General features: G+C 65.3%; 13 protein-coding genes. 6 read left to right on the top strand and 7 right to left on the bottom strand.

The window, feature by feature from the left end:
- Window positions 1–765: an SDR family NAD(P)-dependent oxidoreductase gene (locus FKZ61_RS06000; protein WP_141609171.1), complete on the top strand. Its 765-nt coding sequence runs from the start codon at window positions 1–3 to the stop codon at window positions 763–765.
- A 34-nt stretch (window positions 766–799) separates the two neighbouring features.
- Here the strand turns inward: FKZ61_RS06000 and FKZ61_RS05995 are convergent, their stop codons facing one another.
- The 7 genes from FKZ61_RS05995 to FKZ61_RS05965 form a co-directional block, all read right to left on the bottom strand.
- The gene (locus FKZ61_RS05995; RefSeq protein ID WP_141609170.1) at window positions 800–2,206 is read right to left on the bottom strand and encodes a sulfatase family protein; all 1,407 of its coding nucleotides are present in this window, start codon (window positions 2,204–2,206) and stop codon (window positions 800–802) included.
- A 295-nt stretch (window positions 2,207–2,501) separates the two neighbouring features.
- Window positions 2,502–2,918: a hypothetical protein gene (locus FKZ61_RS05990; protein WP_141609169.1), complete on the bottom strand. Its 417-nt coding sequence runs from the start codon at window positions 2,916–2,918 to the stop codon at window positions 2,502–2,504.
- A 60-nt stretch (window positions 2,919–2,978) separates the two neighbouring features.
- Entirely contained in the window at window positions 2,979–3,299 is a 321-nt protein-coding gene (locus tag FKZ61_RS05985) for a hypothetical protein (protein WP_141609168.1), read from the bottom strand.
- A gap of 59 nt (window positions 3,300–3,358) precedes the next feature.
- Entirely contained in the window at window positions 3,359–3,763 is a 405-nt protein-coding gene (locus FKZ61_RS05980) for a choice-of-anchor U domain-containing protein (protein ID WP_170199314.1), read from the bottom strand.
- A 155-nt stretch (window positions 3,764–3,918) separates the two neighbouring features.
- Entirely contained in the window at window positions 3,919–5,148 is a 1,230-nt protein-coding gene (locus tag FKZ61_RS05975; protein ID WP_141609166.1) for a nucleoporin Nup120/160, read from the bottom strand.
- Window positions 5,149–5,231: 83 nt separating this feature from the next.
- A complete protein-coding gene (locus FKZ61_RS05970; protein ID WP_141609165.1) occupies window positions 5,232–6,293 on the bottom strand; it encodes a hypothetical protein in 1,062 nt (353 codons plus the stop codon).
- A 248-nt stretch (window positions 6,294–6,541) separates the two neighbouring features.
- Window positions 6,542–9,724, bottom strand: coding sequence for a BTAD domain-containing putative transcriptional regulator (locus tag FKZ61_RS05965; RefSeq protein ID WP_141609164.1), 3,183 nt, complete (start codon window positions 9,722–9,724; stop codon window positions 6,542–6,544).
- 699 nt (window positions 9,725–10,423) lie between these two features.
- On the opposite strand from FKZ61_RS05965, the gene FKZ61_RS05960 reads away from it, so the two are divergent.
- The 5 genes from FKZ61_RS05960 (at window position 10,424) to FKZ61_RS05940 (ending at window position 15,664) form a co-directional block, all read left to right on the top strand.
- Entirely contained in the window at window positions 10,424–11,395 is a 972-nt protein-coding gene (locus FKZ61_RS05960; protein WP_170199331.1) for a phytanoyl-CoA dioxygenase family protein, read from the top strand.
- Window positions 11,396–11,467: 72 nt separating this feature from the next.
- Window positions 11,468–12,682: an enolase C-terminal domain-like protein gene (locus tag FKZ61_RS05955; RefSeq protein WP_141609162.1), complete on the top strand. Its 1,215-nt coding sequence runs from the start codon at window positions 11,468–11,470 to the stop codon at window positions 12,680–12,682.
- Window positions 12,683–12,884: 202 nt separating this feature from the next.
- Complete coding sequence (locus FKZ61_RS05950) at window positions 12,885–13,925, top strand: mannonate dehydratase (RefSeq protein WP_141609161.1); 1,041 nt, start codon at window positions 12,885–12,887, stop codon at window positions 13,923–13,925.
- A complete protein-coding gene (locus FKZ61_RS05945) occupies window positions 13,922–15,130 on the top strand; it encodes an aminotransferase-like domain-containing protein (RefSeq protein ID WP_141609160.1) in 1,209 nt (402 codons plus the stop codon). Before FKZ61_RS05950 ends, FKZ61_RS05945 begins: the two co-directional genes overlap by 4 nt.
- A 213-nt stretch (window positions 15,131–15,343) precedes the next feature.
- Complete coding sequence (locus FKZ61_RS05940) at window positions 15,344–15,664, top strand: NIPSNAP family protein (protein ID WP_141609159.1); 321 nt, start codon at window positions 15,344–15,346, stop codon at window positions 15,662–15,664.
- Window positions 15,665–15,698: the final 34 nt, after the last annotated feature.

Below are 15,698 nucleotides of genomic sequence, written 5' to 3'. Positions count from 1 at the left end.
ATGAAACTCCAGGGAAAAACCGCCCTGATCACCGGCGCCGGCAGCGGCATTGGCGCGGCCACAGCCCGCCAGATGGCAGCCGAAGGTGCCAACGTGGCCGTCACCGGGATCCCGGCAGCGGGTGTGGAGGCGGTCGCGGCGGAGCTGACGGCCGCCGGCCACCCCGCCCTGGCCATCCCCACCGACGTGAGCGACGCCGGCCAGGTGGAGGCAGCTGTGGCCCGGACGGTGGAACGCTTCGGCCGCCTGGACATCCTGGTGCCCAATGCCGGCATCCAGCTCCACGACCTGGATGTGGACCTGCACCAGCTCCCTGCAGAGGTGTGGGACCGTACCCATGCGGTCAACTACCGGGGCGTGTTCCTGACGGTCAAGTACGGGTTGGCCCAGTTCCTGCGCCAGGGAGACGGCGGCGTGATCGTCATCGTCTCCTCCGTCACCGCCCTCAACGGCGCCTCGGCTAACCCGGCCTACATGACAGGCAAGACCGGCCTCCTGGGCCTCAACCGCCACATCGCGGTTCACTACGCGAAGCACGGGGTACGCTGCAACGCCGTCTGCCCCGGCGCCCTGGAACGCACCCCCAGCCACGAACGCCATCCCGACCCGACCGGACGGGCCGCCCAGCTCATCCAGCGCATCCCCCTGGGTCGCCTGGGCCGCCCCGAGGACATCGCCCCTTTCATCACCTTCCTGGCCGGGCCGGACGCGTCCTACGCCACCGGCGCCTGCTTCGTCATCGACGGCGGGCTGACGGTCACTTGATATAGAGCAGGACCTACGGCTGCAGGCCTGCCGCTCACGGGTAAACCTGCAGGCCGCGCGCTTCCCGCAGCCCATCCCGCCACGCTTCCGCAGCGGCGTTGTGGCGGTGCAGCTCTTTGACCCGCAGGCCAGACTTCGCCGGATCGCTGTAGACGGCGTAGAAGGCATCCAGGCGGGCCTTCAGGTCAGCCAGGATAGGCTGCATGTCCGCACGGTCGGCCAGGTTGCACGTTTCACCGGGGTCGTTGACCAGGTCGAAGAGGTCGTGGGGGCCGTTGGGATAGCGATAGACCAGCTTCCATTCGGGCGTGCGGATCATGCGCAGGTCGCCATACTCGCCAAAACGGGTGTCGTCCCAGGGGATGGTTTCCCCCCGAAGCATGGGGGCATAGGAAGTGCCCGGATAGGCGCGTCCATCGTCCAGGGGAACGCTGGTCATATCCAGGATGGTGCGAAAGGTGTCGTAGTGGTCCACGGCCCGGTCCAGGCGCTGGCCGGCCTGAATGCCCGGTCCTCGCCAGAGGAGGGGCACCTGCAGGGAAATGTCGTACATGTTGAGGGGACGAGTGCTGTTGCCCTTGCCCCAAAAGCCATGATGGCCGATGGCGCAGCCGTGGTCCGAGGTGTAAATGACGATGGTCTCCTCCAGTCGCCCCAGGGCCTCCAGCTTCTCGAGAATCCGCTGGACGTTGTGGTCTATCTCGGTGACGGCGGCGTAGTAGCCGATGTACCGGTCCCGCACGGCCTGCTCTGCAGGCGGATCGCCGGGGCCGTTCTCATTTTTCGCCCAGGGGTGGGGATGGTACGGGGGAATGTCGGCGAAGGTTGCATCCTGGTAAAGCTCTGTGACGGCGGGATGATGCTCCTGCTGGCTGTAGGGCGAGTGGGTGGCGATGTAGCCCACGTTGAGGAAGAAAGGCCGGTCGGCCGGCACCTGGTCCAGGAAGGCCAGGGCGTGGTCGGTGATGAATTGGGACTTGTTGCCGGTGAGGGTCACCTTCTGGCCGTTGAGCACATAGGTGTAGGTGCCGTTGTGGCGGCCCTGCCAGCCCGGCAGGCCGAAGTAGTAGTCCACCCCTCGGGGCGTCCGGTGGGACTGGCCCAGATGCCACTTGCCGCAGAGACCGGTGGTGTAGCCGGCCGCCTGCAGCCGCTGGAAGAGGGTCACCTCATCGGCCAGCCAGTCCCGCTCGCCGATGTCCGGCTCTGCCTCCTGCAGCCAGTCGTGGATGCCCACCTGGCTGGCCGTGCGGCCGGTCAACAGGCAGGCCCGGGCCGGCGAGCAGACCGGTGTGGGCGTGTAGGCGTGGGTGAAGAGGGTTCCCTCTCGGGCCAGTCGGTCCAGGGTGGGCGTCTGGACTTCCCGGTTGCCGTAACAGCCGTTGGCCCAGGCGCCGTGGTCGTCGGTGAGGAAGAGGAGGATGTTGGGCTGTTGGGACATGGGTTGCTTGCTCCGGAGATTTGTGCTTCCAATCGACTCGACAGCGATGGTGTTTCATTGTAAACCGGGCTCGCGAGCTTGTAAAAGCCGGTGAGCCCAGGAGTCGAGGAGCAGGGCTACCTCCTGGTGGAAGGCCTTCTGGATCCACCTTCATCAAGCTCATGGGGGGCGGCGCCTTCTTCGGCAACCGCATTCCCTACAGTGTGGTGGTGTGGGGCGTCCTGGCCTGGGGCTACGCCAGCCTGACCTGGGAGAAAGGGTAGAAACGAGGTTGATGTCACCTCGCGTCCGTAGCCTAGACACCCGAGTCTCCCCGCGGAGCAGGCGGCGGCCTGCCCGTGGCAAGCAGGTATTCGATGGTCTGCCAGGTCTGCCGGGGTAAAGCGACGCGCAACCAGTCGGCGTAGGTTGCGGCGAAGAGGACCGCCCACAGGAGGAAGTGGCCTGTGGGACCGGCGACGGCCGGGTCCACCTGGTAGGCGACGTCCATCTCCACAGTCAGGCCCTCCGGGTGGGGATGCAGGCCCACCTGCCATGTCGGCGTGAGGCCCAGGGCGGCCTGCCACCGGGTCGGACGCCAGGCCCGGATCACCACCCGACCTCCAGTTCGGTCCAGGGCCACCTGGAACCCCTGGGCCCGGTACCACGCCTGGAGTTCCTGGGCCAACGCTTCCACATTGGGCTCCGGGATCCGATAAGCTCGGCGCCACATCTTCTCTGCACTATTTCACATCTTCTCTGCACTATGTAAGGTCGTGGGTCGCGGCTCCGGTCAACCCGTGTGGGCGCTGTCCGGCGGCGTTTCTAGGGACCGGGATTCCTGAAGGACAAACAGGGCCTGCAGTGTGTAGAGCACAGCCAGTTCCAGCAGGCACTCGGTGACCGGCGCGCGCTGTTCCGGCGTGAGGAGCCGCTCCACCCGGCGCAGACAGGCGGCTGCCCGCCGGGCCTGGGCTTGCAAGGTCGCAACGTCGACCGGCGCGGCGGGCGGCGAAGCAAGGCCGTCCACCAGGCGCTCGGTGAAATGGCGCAGGAAGACCGGATCTCCCCGTTCGTCGAACCACCCGGGCCACTCCTGGCGCTCGGTGACCATAGGGCTTATCCCCGTGCGTTCAGCGCACCACCAGGGGCAGACATGATCATTTCATCATCTCACCCCAAAGCGCTCGAGTGTCTCCACGTGGCAGGATCTCCTTGCGCTTGGGCCATGCACTGCTCATGGGCCCAGCAGCGCAGTTCTTCGTAGGCGCCAAAGCCAGGCGGGTACTGCACCGCCACTTGCGGGATCGGAGTCAACAGGGCAACCGGGTCCACCACCTGTCCGTTGACCTGTCCGTCCCCGTCCAACGCCCCTCCGTCCTGGACCTGATAGGTGGCCATGTTCCCAGAGAGCTGGCTCCCGGGAACATCTTGCCAGGTGCCGTTGGCATATTTTTTCAAAACCGCTCCCTGAGGGATGGGCTGGGGAAATGTGAGCATCAGTGTCAGAACACTTCCCGGAGACGCCTGGGCGGTGAAGGCAATGGCGCCGTAGAGGGCCTGCCCCCGCCGGTCCATCTCCCGCCTTGCCTGAATAGCTCGATTGCCCGGGATTCGGGAACATCGTCTCCCTCCTTCTCCTGCAGCCGGCGCGCGTCCGGTACCAGATCGAGACCACCAAGTATCCACGCGGGGCCGCCGGACACATCGGCCCCGCGCCCTTTCAAGAGACTTCACCTCTCTCTGATCACCAGCGGCAGGTAAAGCCGGTGAACGCCGGCCGGTGATGTCACAATGATATACGGTTCATCGGAGCCGGTTTGAGGGTTGAAAGCAGTGCCCACCAGGTACCGGCCATCAGGTGTCATGGCGCTCACCGACTTCAAGACAACACCGTCGGGCAGCAGCGAGGCGAAGACCTGGTTCAGGTCCTCGAGGGTGTTCGTATCGCTGCGCCAGCGGACGGCCCGTGGGGTGCTGTCAGCGCCATAGGCATAGACCACGCCGTTGATCGCCTGCACGTGGTTGACGGCCATATTAACGGAATACGTGCTTCCGGAGAGCCAGACCTTGCTACGAGGAGGCGGTGAATTGGTGTCCGAAAACGCTGCAGCAGACCCATCAGGGGCTATCCTGGACGAGTAAGCTCCTTCAATCGGCATTTGCAAATCACCAAGCCAAATTGCTCCCATCCGGGGGGACAAGTCGAAAATATATGCCCTATATCCTAACTGGGCCGAGGCAAACGCAGCATCTGGCGTGATGTCGTGGAAAATACCGTAGAGTTGTTGGTACTGGTACCACACCGCGCCGTTTCTCCAAATGGTCGCTTTGGGGAACTCGGGAGTCGTTCGGCCCACAATGTAGACGTCCGAGCCGCGTTTGGCGCAGGCGTAGGCCACATTCCCCCCAGATGAGTGGCCCGGGAGGAGCACGCCGGACGGCGTGCCGGCGGAGAGATCCCAATATACAGCGGCGTCGCCTGAGGCGGCGTCAGCCCTAACGCTGGCATAACCGCACGCGATCTGGCCGTCTGCGGTGAGCCCTAACGCGATACCGTAAGGCTTGTCCGCCAATCCTGTCCCGAGGACCTGCGGAGAGGCAACGGACGCCAACCAGTGAAAGCCGGGGCTGAGGGACGAGGGGGTAGCGATCCGCCACACCACCGGTTTGACTGCGCCGTCTACATTCGCGGATCCCACAAGCACATCGGCGTTTTGTGAAAGTCTGAAAACAAAGGCGTTGGTTATTGAAGGGGCGGCGTGGGCGATCCGGCTGATGGTCGGCACGACGACACCGAGCAGCGCCATTAGCACAGCAACACATACCAGCAGCCGGTACCCCCACAGCCGGGCACCTTTCCCCGTCACTTTGCTCGGTTTCATGCTCCCGTTCATCGCACACTTCCCCAATAGATGCACAAGACTCGACACAAAATCGAAACAAGCCCTGATTTTCTTCATCTCTGCCCTACCTCCTTTCAGATGTCCCCTCTATCGCCAAACAAGCACGACGCAATCAGGTGGGTGATTGGAGTGACCGGATGTTACAACGTGCTCTCCCCTGTCCGCGGCCGGACCCGGAGGGGGTATTCCACCCGCAGGTCCCGCTGGAGAGGGCGGTCCAGCACCGCCCGCACGAACCATTCCACCTGATAGAGGGTGCCGGCATACGTGATGGGTCCCTCCACGGGCACGGTGAGGGTGAAGGGCCACTCCCGGCCGGGGGTGGGCTCGAAGGCCGTCTGGGCTACCACGTGCTCCCAGCGCCGCTTCTCCCAGGGCTTTTTCCCGGCCAGCGTGCGGTAGCCCAGCTCGACCCGCAGACCGCGGCCCGGCTCCTCACCCCCTTCGCCCAACCAGGCCACCCGGCCGGAGAGGGCATCGCCTGCGGCCAGGGTTGTACGGTCCACGACCAGGCGCAGGGGCCCCGATGCCTCCGGGGCCGGGACGGGGCCGGAGGCCACGGCAAGCGCTTCCGGCGGCCCGGCTCCGGCCTGCACAGGCGCCACCCGAATGGGGATCTCTTCCTCCACGTCCGGCAGCCGGGGAAGGCCCAGCCGAAAGCGGACAAACCATGCAAAAGCCCACTTCTCGCTGAAGGATTCGTCCTGGGAGAAGGAGGGCATGGCCTCGGACGGCACGGTGAAGCGGGCCGTGTAGGTCTGGGGTTGGCCGGCCACCAGGGTCACCGCCTCGGCCAGAGTGGCCGTCAGGTTGACCGGCTCGGCGGTTCTCTCCTTTGTCCAGCGGTGGCTTTGTCGGATCCGTATCCGCTCCCGCCCGACCAGGGTGAAAACGACCGGTCCGGCCTGCAGGGTACGGCGGGGCATGAGGGTGGCCTGGACTCGCAGGTCCTCGCCCAGACGCGCCTCGAGCGGCTCGACCGTCACCCGCCGCTGTGTCACGGCCGTTGCGATGAACCCTTCCTGGGTGGCCCACAGGCCTGCTACAAAGAGGCCAAAACTCCCCACCAGGACGGACACTGCACTTATCCCCTCCCATCGGGCATCGGCATGCCAGAAGAGCCACCCGCCCAGAGCCATGCCGGCCACTCCCAGCAGCGTCATGCCGATGCCTGTGGCGATCAAACCTGTGGCGCGTTTCATGGTTTCTCCTCTTCACATCCTCCCATCAGATCTCAAACGCACGGGCAAGAGCCTACCTGGCCGTATTGCCGGACAACAGTGTGTATCAAGGAAGGATCGGGATATGGTTTTCGCGCAGGATTCCCGTTGAAATCAACTACTGCTCCAGTAGCCCATTTTGTCCAAAGTTCAAATATCAACGGTGTGAGAACAAAGTGAGAACAAGGCCAAATGGGGCGATGAGGAAAAAGCGGAGGGTAGGTTTTGGTTCAAATCATCTCGCCCCGGCGGAGACACTCGGCCAGGTGCTCGGTGAGGGGAGAAGGGGAGACGCCTAACTCTTGGTCCAGGGCCTGGCGGGCCGCTACGTAGACGGCCAGGGCCTGGGCGCGCTTCCCCTGCCGGGCCAGGGCACGCATCTTCACCTGATAGGCTTCTTCAAGCCAGGGAGCAGCCATGAGGGCCCGGTCGCTCCACTCCACGGCCTGTTGCAGAACGCCCCGTACCAGGTAGGCCTGGGCCACGTAGAGGCACCCTTCTGCGTACAGTTGTTGCCACCGCTCCACCCGTTCCAGCCACCACGCTTCGTACGGCGCGGCGCTTACCGGCGGCTCCCACGCCCGCAAAACTTCCGGCAACTCGTCGGGCAGGGGAGGCAGGTCGGGGAGGTCCCGGTCCCCCAGGGCTTGCCGCACCACCCGCTCGAAGCGCTCCACGTCGGTGGAGACACAGCCCAATGGGTCGAAGGTGTAGACCTCCCAGGCCACGGAGAGATAGCGGAAGGGCCCCCGAGGGCGCATGTGTGGCTCCAGCACATGGGCCATCCAGCTCAGCAGCCGCCGGAAGAGGGCTTCCGCGCGACGGGGCGGGTGGTCGGGCCACAGGTCCTCCAGGATACGGTCGCGAGGCAGGGGCCGGCCCCGGTGGAGGACGAAGTACTGGAAGAGGCGCACCACGGCCGGCCGGGGCCAGGCGTGTTCGGGGATCTCCTCGCCGCCCCGCCAGACGCGGAAGCGGCCGCAGAACTGCACCCGCAGAGGGGGCGGCGGCTCGGCCTCCAACCGGACCAGGGCCGCTTCCAGGGCGCGCCGCACATCAAGGTCGTGCTCCCGTGCCAGGGCAGCATGGAGCGGTGGCATGGCCGTTTCCCGTCGCGTGGCGGCGAGGGCTTGCGCCGCACGCCGCCGCACGGCCGGATCGGGGTGCTCCAGCAGGTCGGCCAGCCCGGCCACGTTGCCGATACGCCCCAACGCCGGGACGGCCTCGTCCTCGTCGCCCAGCAAGAGGGCGACCCGCCAGGTCCGGTGGCCCAGTTCCGGGTCCCGGCCGGTGAGCACGGGGCGCAGGTGGGGGAAACGGCTCAGCGCAGACTTCAACACCCGCAGATGGCGGCGCGCGGCTTCCATCTGTCCGGCCCGGTAACAGCGGCAGAGGAGCATCGCCCGCAGCCGCAACAGGGACGGCAAGGCCCGCGCCTGGAGCAGGGCCTGCAGGTCTGGATGGAGGGTGAGCGGCACAGGGGCCGCTCGCTCTTCCAGCGCGATCTCCCGTTCCAGGGCCACCAGCCCCCGGGGGAGCGGCTCTTGCCACGGTTGAGCCAGAGCGGCCTCGGCCACTTGTATGGCTTCGTCCGGCCGCCCCCGTCGGCGGGCGAGCCAGGCCCGTAGTTGGGCCAGGGCCAACAGGCGGTCCGGCCGGTTTACGTGCCAGGATTCGGCCTGGGCCAGGTGTGCCTCGGCCGTTTCCCATGCTCCCTTGGCAATAGCCAGGGTAGCTTTGAAGGCGTAGAGCCAGAAAAGGGTGCTCCCTGCAGGAGCTTCCACCTGGGACAGAAGCCGGTCAATCGCCGTGAGGCGCGCTTGCAGGCGCTCCCAATCCCCCACCTCGATGTCCAGCGTGGCCCACCCCTCCAGGTGAACCGCCTGGTTGGCCGGACGGGCTTCCCGCTCGTAGTAGGGGCGATTTTGCTCCAGCAGTTTTGCAGCCTGGGGCAGGTAGCCCATGGGCGCCAGCACGTTGGCCGCCAGGTTGTCCCTCATGAAGGCGGCAAAGGTCTGGTCGCCGATCTCCTCGGCCAGGCGAATGGCCTCCCGGTAGACCGACCGTGCGGCGGGCAGTTGACCGGTGCAGGCGCAGGCATTGCCCAGGCGGGTGAGGACTTCCAGGCGTTGTTGGGGGTGACTCACCCGGGGCAAAATGGCCTGGGCACGGGCAATGGCTTCCCCGTAGCGCCCCGTGGTGAAACTGAGGTAACTTCGGGTCTGCCAGGCGCGGAAGAGGGATTCGGGGTCTTCTCGGGCTTCCAGCAAGGCCGCGCCCTCCTCCATCCACTTTGCGCCTTCCTCCACCAAGCCCACCCGGCAGAGTTCAACGCCCAGGCGGGCCAGCAGCGCGGGGTGGGCGTGGGCCACGGTACGGGGCAGGCTGAGCACCCAGCGCCGCAAGGTGTGTACCCGGCCGTTGCGCCAGATAACCTCCATGGGCATATTCTCCAGGAGTTCGGCTGCATTCCCCCAGAGCCCTTCGGCCAGGGCCTGTTCTATGGCCAGGTCCCAGTCGCCTTGTTCTCGCGCCCAGGCAATGATGGCCCTGGCTATGGTTTCGATCCGGAGCGTCTGCGTGCGCAGAAAAGCGCGAAAGATGGGGTGGTAGCGCCAGTGCTCCGGATGCTCCGCCGGCTCCACGAAAAGCCGCCGCGCGAAAATGGCCGCCCAGGCATCCTGGAACGGTCCCGTCTCACCGGCCCACTGCCAGAGATGCTCGCCTACTTCCCGGGTGAAGCGCAAGGGGACGCCGGTCAACAGCAGGAGCTTTTGCACGCCAGGCGGCAGTTCGACCCACAGGCGGGCAAAGAGGGTCTCGTGCAGGTAAGCTTCCAGCGCGCCGGCCAGGTGGGCTTGGGGTGCCGAGAGCCGGGTGGACAGGCGGGCCAGCGCGGCCACGGCCAGCGGCCAGCCCCGGGTGTAGGCGTGCCAGGCCTGGGCTTCCTCTTCACTGTAGCCTGTGGGCGCCAGCCAGAGCGCGACCTCTGCGGGGGAGAGGGCCAGGTCGTCTTCATTCAATACGAGCCAAGATGCGCCGTCCAGGGCAGCCTGCAAGGGCACAGGGATCTGGCGACCGCTGAGCACCCAGCAGCGAGGCCGCGCGTGGATCTGCTCCCTCAGCCAGGTGAGGGATTCTGACGCGCCCTCCAGCACGTGCAGGTCGTCCAGGAGCAGGGGGCGGCCATCTTTCAGGTGTGGAGCCAGCCGTGTGGAGAGATAGGCCACGTCCTGGTCGGCCGGTGAAAGGGGCAACCAGGTGCCGGGAAGGTGTTGGGCCAGCAGGCGCAGAAGGCCAGTCTTGCCGTATCCGGCACCGGCCACTACGATTACTGGCCCGGCTGGAAGTTGGGCCGAGATCCGGCGGGTGAGTTGGGGCCGATCCTGGAGATGGTTCGAAAGGTGCAGCATACCGCCAAAGGGCTTCGGCCCGGGCACGTCTACTTCTTCTGCCCACATTATAGCATAGGAGTCGCACGGCTCATGTCTGCAAATAGGGCTCAAGGTTGAGATGTGGTCAAACTTGTGGTGTAATACCGATTGCCCAATCCCGCGGCATCATGGGTCTGGTTTCCATGGGTGACCGACGGTCCGGTACGGCAGCCGGTCCTACGGAATCGGGGGTGCCCCTGCGCAAGACAGTCGGTGTCATTTCAGCTGTGGACTTTCCAATCGCAGACCTACTGGACGATGATTTGAATGCCGCCTGGCTGCTTAACATCAATCTCAAGCGTATTTCGCCCTTTTTCATCTCGGCTCTAGTACAGTCTGGCGTAAATACCACGGCAGAAATTCCGGGTGCCCTCTGGGCGCGCTCCCTCTGGTGGAAACGATCGGCGAAGCCGCGGGCCCGGGGCCCGATCGGCGAAGCCGCGGGCCAGAGACCCGATCGGCTATGCCGCAGGCCAGAGGCCTGATCGGCGAATTTCTGCCGGGATTTCTTGATCACACTGGTTTTCGGCAGTCGGTTCGCGACCCCATGGCTATTATAAGCCACTGATGACTTCACTGCAGAGACATAGATTTCACAGATGCCCCAGAGGGAGCTGGATAAGCAATCGCTCTTTTCCATTTAGAACCCATTCAACAGGGAACCAAGGAGGACACAACATGACTTTCTTAACCCAAGAGCAGGTACAGCAGTTCGAGGACCAGGGCTACCTCCTGGTCGAGGGTCTTCTGGATCCGGTCGCCGATCTGGATCCCATCATCGAAGAGTACAAGGGAGTGCTGGACAGGCTGGCCAGCGAACTCTATGCTCGGGGCGAGATCCGGTCCACCTATCCAGAGCTGCCCTTTGGCCAGCGCCTGATCCAGATCTACCGGGAAAGCGGCAAAGTCCACGCCCAGTATTTTGACTTCTCCCTTCCCCAGGGGAACGTCCAGCCGGACACGCCCCTCTGGGTGGGGCCGGCCGTCTTCCGCGCCCTGACCAATCCACGCCTGCTGGACGCGGTTGAATCCATCATCGGTCCGGAAATCTACTCCAATCCGGTGCAACACGTGCGCATCAAGCCCCCAGAACATCTCACGCCGACCACGGAGGACGGTCGTCCCCAACTGGGCGCCACGCCGTGGCATCAGGACAACGGCGTCGTCCTGCCGGAGGCCGACGAAACCGAGATGTTGACCGTCTGGTTCCCCCTCCTGGACGCGCCGGTGGAGGCTGGCCCCCTGACCGTGATCCCCTACAGCCACCGGACCGGCCTGCGCACCCACTGTCCACGCCCTGTGGGCCTGAGCATCCCGGATACCCTGCTGGAGCTGGATCAGGCAGTGCCCATGCCCATGAAGCGGGGCGATGTCCTCTTCCTGCACCGCCGCACCTGCCACGCCTCGCTGCCCAATGTGAGCAACGACATCCGCTGGAGCTTTGATCTGCGCTACAACCCCATCGGCCAGGCCACGGGCCGGGGCGCGTTCCCGGGCTTTGTGGCCCGAAGTCGCTCGAATCCGGACCAGGAGCTGCGGGATCCGGCCGTGTGGGCCAGGCTCTGGTACGACACCCGGGATCGCCTGGCCGCCGAGCACTACAACAAGCCCTTCAACCGCTGGGACGGCAACGCCCCGGTCTGCGCCTAGGCTCCCCTGGCCCAGGCCCGCGCGGTTTTCCCACAAACGTGCGCCTGGCAGTAACCCAACCAGAGGACAACCATGCCCAAAATCACCGCCATCCAGACCATCCGCACCCGGGCCGCCGGCACCTGGGTCATCGTCAAAGTCCTCACCGACCAGCCCGGCCTCTACGGCATTGGCTCGGCCAGCGACCACTACCGGGCCAAAACTGTCATCACCACCATCGAGACCATCGCCCCCCTGCTCATCGGCCGGGACGCCGGCCATATCGAGGACATCTGGCAGAGCATCTACACCTGCGGCTACTGGCGCAACGATTCCATCCTGAACACCGTCCAGGCCGGCATCGACATGGCCCTCTGGGACATCAAAGGCAAGGAAGCCGGCATGCCCGTCTACCAGCTCCTGGGCGGCCCCACCCGCTCCGCGGTGATGGCCTATGCCCACGCCGCTGGCGACGACCTGCAGGCGTTGGAGGACGACGTCCGCCGCTACATGGAGGAAGGCTACCAGGTGATCCGCTGCCAGCTGGGCCCCTACGGCGGCGGCGGTTTCATCGACGCGGAACAGGCCCGCCTGCCCAAAAACCACTGGGGACACAGCCGGGTCTTCGACGATGAGGCCTACCTGGAGAACATCCCCAAGATGTTCGCCTACCTGCGGGAGAAGCTGGGCTTCGGCCCCAAGCTGACCCACGACGTCCACGAGCACCTGCAACCCACCAACGCGGTCACCCTGGCCAAGCTGCTGGAGCCCTACCGACTCTTCTTCCTGGAGGACCTGCTCCCACCGGAGCAAATCCACTGGTATCGCCTGGTGCGCCAGCAGTGCACCACGCCCCAGGCCATGGGCGAGCTCTTCATCAACCCCCACGAGTGGATGCCCCTGATCACCGAGCGGCTCATCGACTTCGTGCGGGTGCGGGTCTCCAAAGGGGGCGGCATCACCAACTGCCGCAAGATCGCCACCTTGTGCGAATGGTTCGGCGTGCGCACCGCCTGGCAGGAAGGAGGCGACAACGACCCCGTCAACCAGATGGCCGCGGTTCACCTGGACCTGGCCAGCAGCAGCTTCGGCATCCAGGAGGAGAACCACTTCCGGCCCGAGGAGTATGCCGCCTTCCCCGGCCACGCGGTGCTGGAGGGCGGCTACCTCTATGCCAACGAGCAGCCGGGCCTGGGCATCGACGTGGACGAAGATCAGGCCCGGGCCCTGCTGGACCCGGAGCTGGCCGCCCGCTCCTTCTACATGGCCGAAGACCGCCGCGCCGACGGCAGCATCGTGCGGCCGTAGGCGCCGGCAGGTCCGGGCGCGAGGCTATCCAGTCCCATGGGCTGGATCCGATGCCGGAAGCCCCCCATGGGCGGCCACAATTGACCGACCTGATTGGATCGCATACACTATCCATCAGCAACCCGATACATCCTGCCATGGCGTTGACCATTTCAAATCCCCAAACCATCCACCCACCTGACAGGTCACAGCAAGGAGGAATATGGTGACCCAACTCAGCAAGGTGGAGATCGAGCCGGGGCTCAAGATTGCGGCCCAGATGTCGCCTGAGCCCAGCGAGGAAGATCTCCAATTCGTCAAGCAGATGGGCATCGACTACGTGGTGCTCTGGACCGATGCGTCCAAGGCCAGCTACGAATACTTTGCCAGCCGACGCAAGCTCTTCGAAAACCACGGCCTCAAAATCTACGGCTTCGGCAACCGGGACGTCCACAACCAGGACGCCATCGTCCTCGGCCTGGAAAACCGGGACGCCAAGGTGGAGCAGTACAAGCAACACCTGCGGGACCTGGGCCGGGCTGGCATCCCCTACACCACCTACGCCCACATGGCCAACGGTATCTGGAGCACCGACCGGGAAACCACCCGGGGCGGCGCCAGCGCCCGGGCCTTCGACCTGGCCAAGGCTGAAAAGGGCCACTGGAACGGCCGCTACTACTACACGCCCCTCTCCCACGGCCGCCGCTACACGCCGGAAGAGATCTGGGACAACTTCACCCGCTTCATCCAGGAGGTGGCGCCCGTGGCCGAAGAGGCCGACGTCAAAATCGGCATCCACCCGGATGACCCGCCCCAGCCCGAGCTGGCCGGCGTCCCCCGCTGCATCTTCAGCAGCTACGACGGCTACCAGCGGGCCCTGGAAATCGCGGACAGCCCCAACGTGGGCATCTGCTTCTGCGTGGGCTGCTGGCTGGAAGGCGGCCCCCTCATGGGCAAAGACGTCCTTTCGTCCATCCGCGACTTTGGCCGGGCCGGCAAGATCTTCAAGGTCCACTTCCGCAACGTGAGCGCGCCCCTGCCCCACTTTGTGGAGACCTTCGTGGACAACGGCTACATGGACATGTATCAGGTGATGAAAACCCTGCGGGAAGTCAACTTCGACGGCGTCATCATCCCAGACCACATCCCCCTCATGGCCAACGATCCCCGGGTGGGCACCGCCTACACCATCGGCTACATGAAAGCCCTGGTGCAGCGGGCCAACGAGGAAGTGGCCGCCAGCCAGGCAGGAGCCCCGGCATGAGCGCGAACAACTCCTTCAGCTACGAGCAGCTCTTCGCCCGCAATGCCGCCGAGCCCGCGCCCCTGGGCATGCCCCGCCGGGGCCGGTACGACTTCGCCGTGGCCTACCCCGACCCGGAAACCCTCCCCCTGGACGAGCTGGTGGAGGGGCTGCGCCAGGCCCTGGCCGAAGAAGGCCGGGATCTGGCCATCTACCACCATCGCCAGGGCTATCCACCCCTGCGGGAATATGTGGCCAACAAGCTGGCCCGGGATCGGGACATCCACGTCAGCCCGGACGACATCATCCTGGGGGATGGCTCCAGCCAGCCCATCCACATGATTGTGGAGACGCTGGTGGACCCCGGCGACGTGCTCCTCACCGAGGACTTCGTCTACAGCGGCACCCTCAACACCATGCGCCGCTTCCGGGCCGACATCCGGGGCGTGCCCTGCGATGAGCAGGGCATGCTGCCCGACGCGCTGGAGGCGGCCATCCGCCAGGCCCGGGCCGAGGGCAAGCGGGTCAAATTCATCTACACCGTGCCCACGTTCCAGAATCCCCAGGGCTGGACCATGCCCCTGGAGCGACGCCAGGCCATGGTGGAGCTGGCCCAGCGCTACGACGTACCCATTCTGGAGGACGACTGCTACGTGGACCTGCGCTACGAGGGCAGCGACGTGCCCTCCCTCTACGCCCTGGACGGGACGGGGCGGGTGATGTATGTGGCGTCCTTCTCCAAGATCATCGCGCCGGGGATGCGCCTGGGCTACATGACCGCGCCCCGGGAGCTGCTGCAGCGAGCCCTGGCGGCCAAGAGCGGCGGCGCCGTCAACACCTTCGCCGCCTTTGCGGTCCACCGCTTCGCCACAGGCCAGCTCCACTCCCACATCGAGGTCATCAACGACGTGCAACGGCGCAAGCGGGATGCCATGCTGGCCGCGCTGGAGGAGCACTTTGGCGACGGCGTCACCTGGAGCCGGCCCCAGGGCGGCCTGTACATCTGGGTCCGGCTGCCGGAGCAGGCCGACCTGGTCAGCATCCGCGACCGGGTGCTGGAGACGGAGGACGTGGGCTATGTGCCGGGCACGGCCTTCGCGGCCGACGGCGTCTCCGGCCGCAACTACATGCGCCTCTGCTTCGGCTACAACACCCCGGAAGAGATCCAGGAGGGCATCGCCCGCCTGGCTGCCGCCTGCCGGCGGGAAGGAATGCTGGCCGACTAGTACAGTCTGACGTAAATACCCCGGCAGAAATTCGGCGACACTACCCCTGGTGGAAACTATCGGCGAATTTCTGCCGGGATTTACTCGCCCAGCCGGACCGGTCGTGTTGGGCTAAATTGGGCGGGAATGTAAAACCAACGTGGTGCGTGTACCAGTTTACGCACCACGTACCACGCAACCAGCGAGCGCCATCCATCCAAGGGGAGTACCACCATGTTTTTCGAATTACGTCAATATCGCACCAAACCGGGACAGCGGGAGCGCTGGGTCCGCTTCATGGAAGAGGTCATCATCCCCTACCAGGTCTCCAAGGGGATGGTGGTGGTGGGTTCCTTCGTGGGACAGGAAGAGGAGGACCTCTACGTCTGGATCCGCCGCTTCGACAGCGAGGAGGAGCGGGAACGCCTCTACAAGGCCGTCTACGAAACCGACTACTGGCAGAACGAAATCTCACCCCAGGTGGGTGAAATGCTGGACCGCACCAAGACCGTGGTCACCCGCATCGAGCCCACGCCCAAGTCGGTCATCCGCTGACAGCCTCCCCCCGCCGCATGCCACCCGGGGCGCG

The sequence above is a fragment of the Litorilinea aerophila genome (assembly GCF_006569185.2).
Taxonomy (GTDB): domain Bacteria; phylum Chloroflexota; class Anaerolineae; order Caldilineales; family Caldilineaceae; genus Litorilinea; species Litorilinea aerophila.
Note: the sequence above shows the minus strand (reverse complement) of the source record. Positions and strands in the feature narration are given on the sequence as shown.

What these genes read in the sequence shown, in the direction of transcription:
- FKZ61_RS06000 (WP_141609171.1), top strand. Translation starts at nt 1, where the DNA reads ATGAAACTCCAGGGAAAAACCGCCCTGATCACCGGCGCCGGCAGCGGC.
- FKZ61_RS05995 (WP_141609170.1), bottom strand. Translation starts at nt 2,206, where the DNA reads ATGTCCCAACAGCCCAACATCCTCCTCTTCCTCACCGACGACCACGGC.
- FKZ61_RS05990 (WP_141609169.1), bottom strand. Translation starts at nt 2,918, where the DNA reads ATGTGGCGCCGAGCTTATCGGATCCCGGAGCCCAATGTGGAAGCGTTG.
- FKZ61_RS05985 (WP_141609168.1), bottom strand. Translation starts at nt 3,299, where the DNA reads ATGGTCACCGAGCGCCAGGAGTGGCCCGGGTGGTTCGACGAACGGGGA.
- FKZ61_RS05980 (WP_170199314.1), bottom strand. Translation starts at nt 3,763, where the DNA reads ATGGACCGGCGGGGGCAGGCCCTCTACGGCGCCATTGCCTTCACCGCC.
- FKZ61_RS05975 (WP_141609166.1), bottom strand. Translation starts at nt 5,148, where the DNA reads ATGAAGAAAATCAGGGCTTGTTTCGATTTTGTGTCGAGTCTTGTGCAT.
- FKZ61_RS05970 (WP_141609165.1), bottom strand. Translation starts at nt 6,293, where the DNA reads ATGAAACGCGCCACAGGTTTGATCGCCACAGGCATCGGCATGACGCTG.
- FKZ61_RS05965 (WP_141609164.1), bottom strand. Translation starts at nt 9,724, where the DNA reads ATGCTGCACCTTTCGAACCATCTCCAGGATCGGCCCCAACTCACCCGC.
- FKZ61_RS05960 (WP_170199331.1), top strand. Translation starts at nt 10,424, where the DNA reads ATGACTTTCTTAACCCAAGAGCAGGTACAGCAGTTCGAGGACCAGGGC.
- FKZ61_RS05955 (WP_141609162.1), top strand. Translation starts at nt 11,468, where the DNA reads ATGCCCAAAATCACCGCCATCCAGACCATCCGCACCCGGGCCGCCGGC.
- FKZ61_RS05950 (WP_141609161.1), top strand. Translation starts at nt 12,885, where the DNA reads ATGGTGACCCAACTCAGCAAGGTGGAGATCGAGCCGGGGCTCAAGATT.
- FKZ61_RS05945 (WP_141609160.1), top strand. Translation starts at nt 13,922, where the DNA reads ATGAGCGCGAACAACTCCTTCAGCTACGAGCAGCTCTTCGCCCGCAAT.
- FKZ61_RS05940 (WP_141609159.1), top strand. Translation starts at nt 15,344, where the DNA reads ATGTTTTTCGAATTACGTCAATATCGCACCAAACCGGGACAGCGGGAG.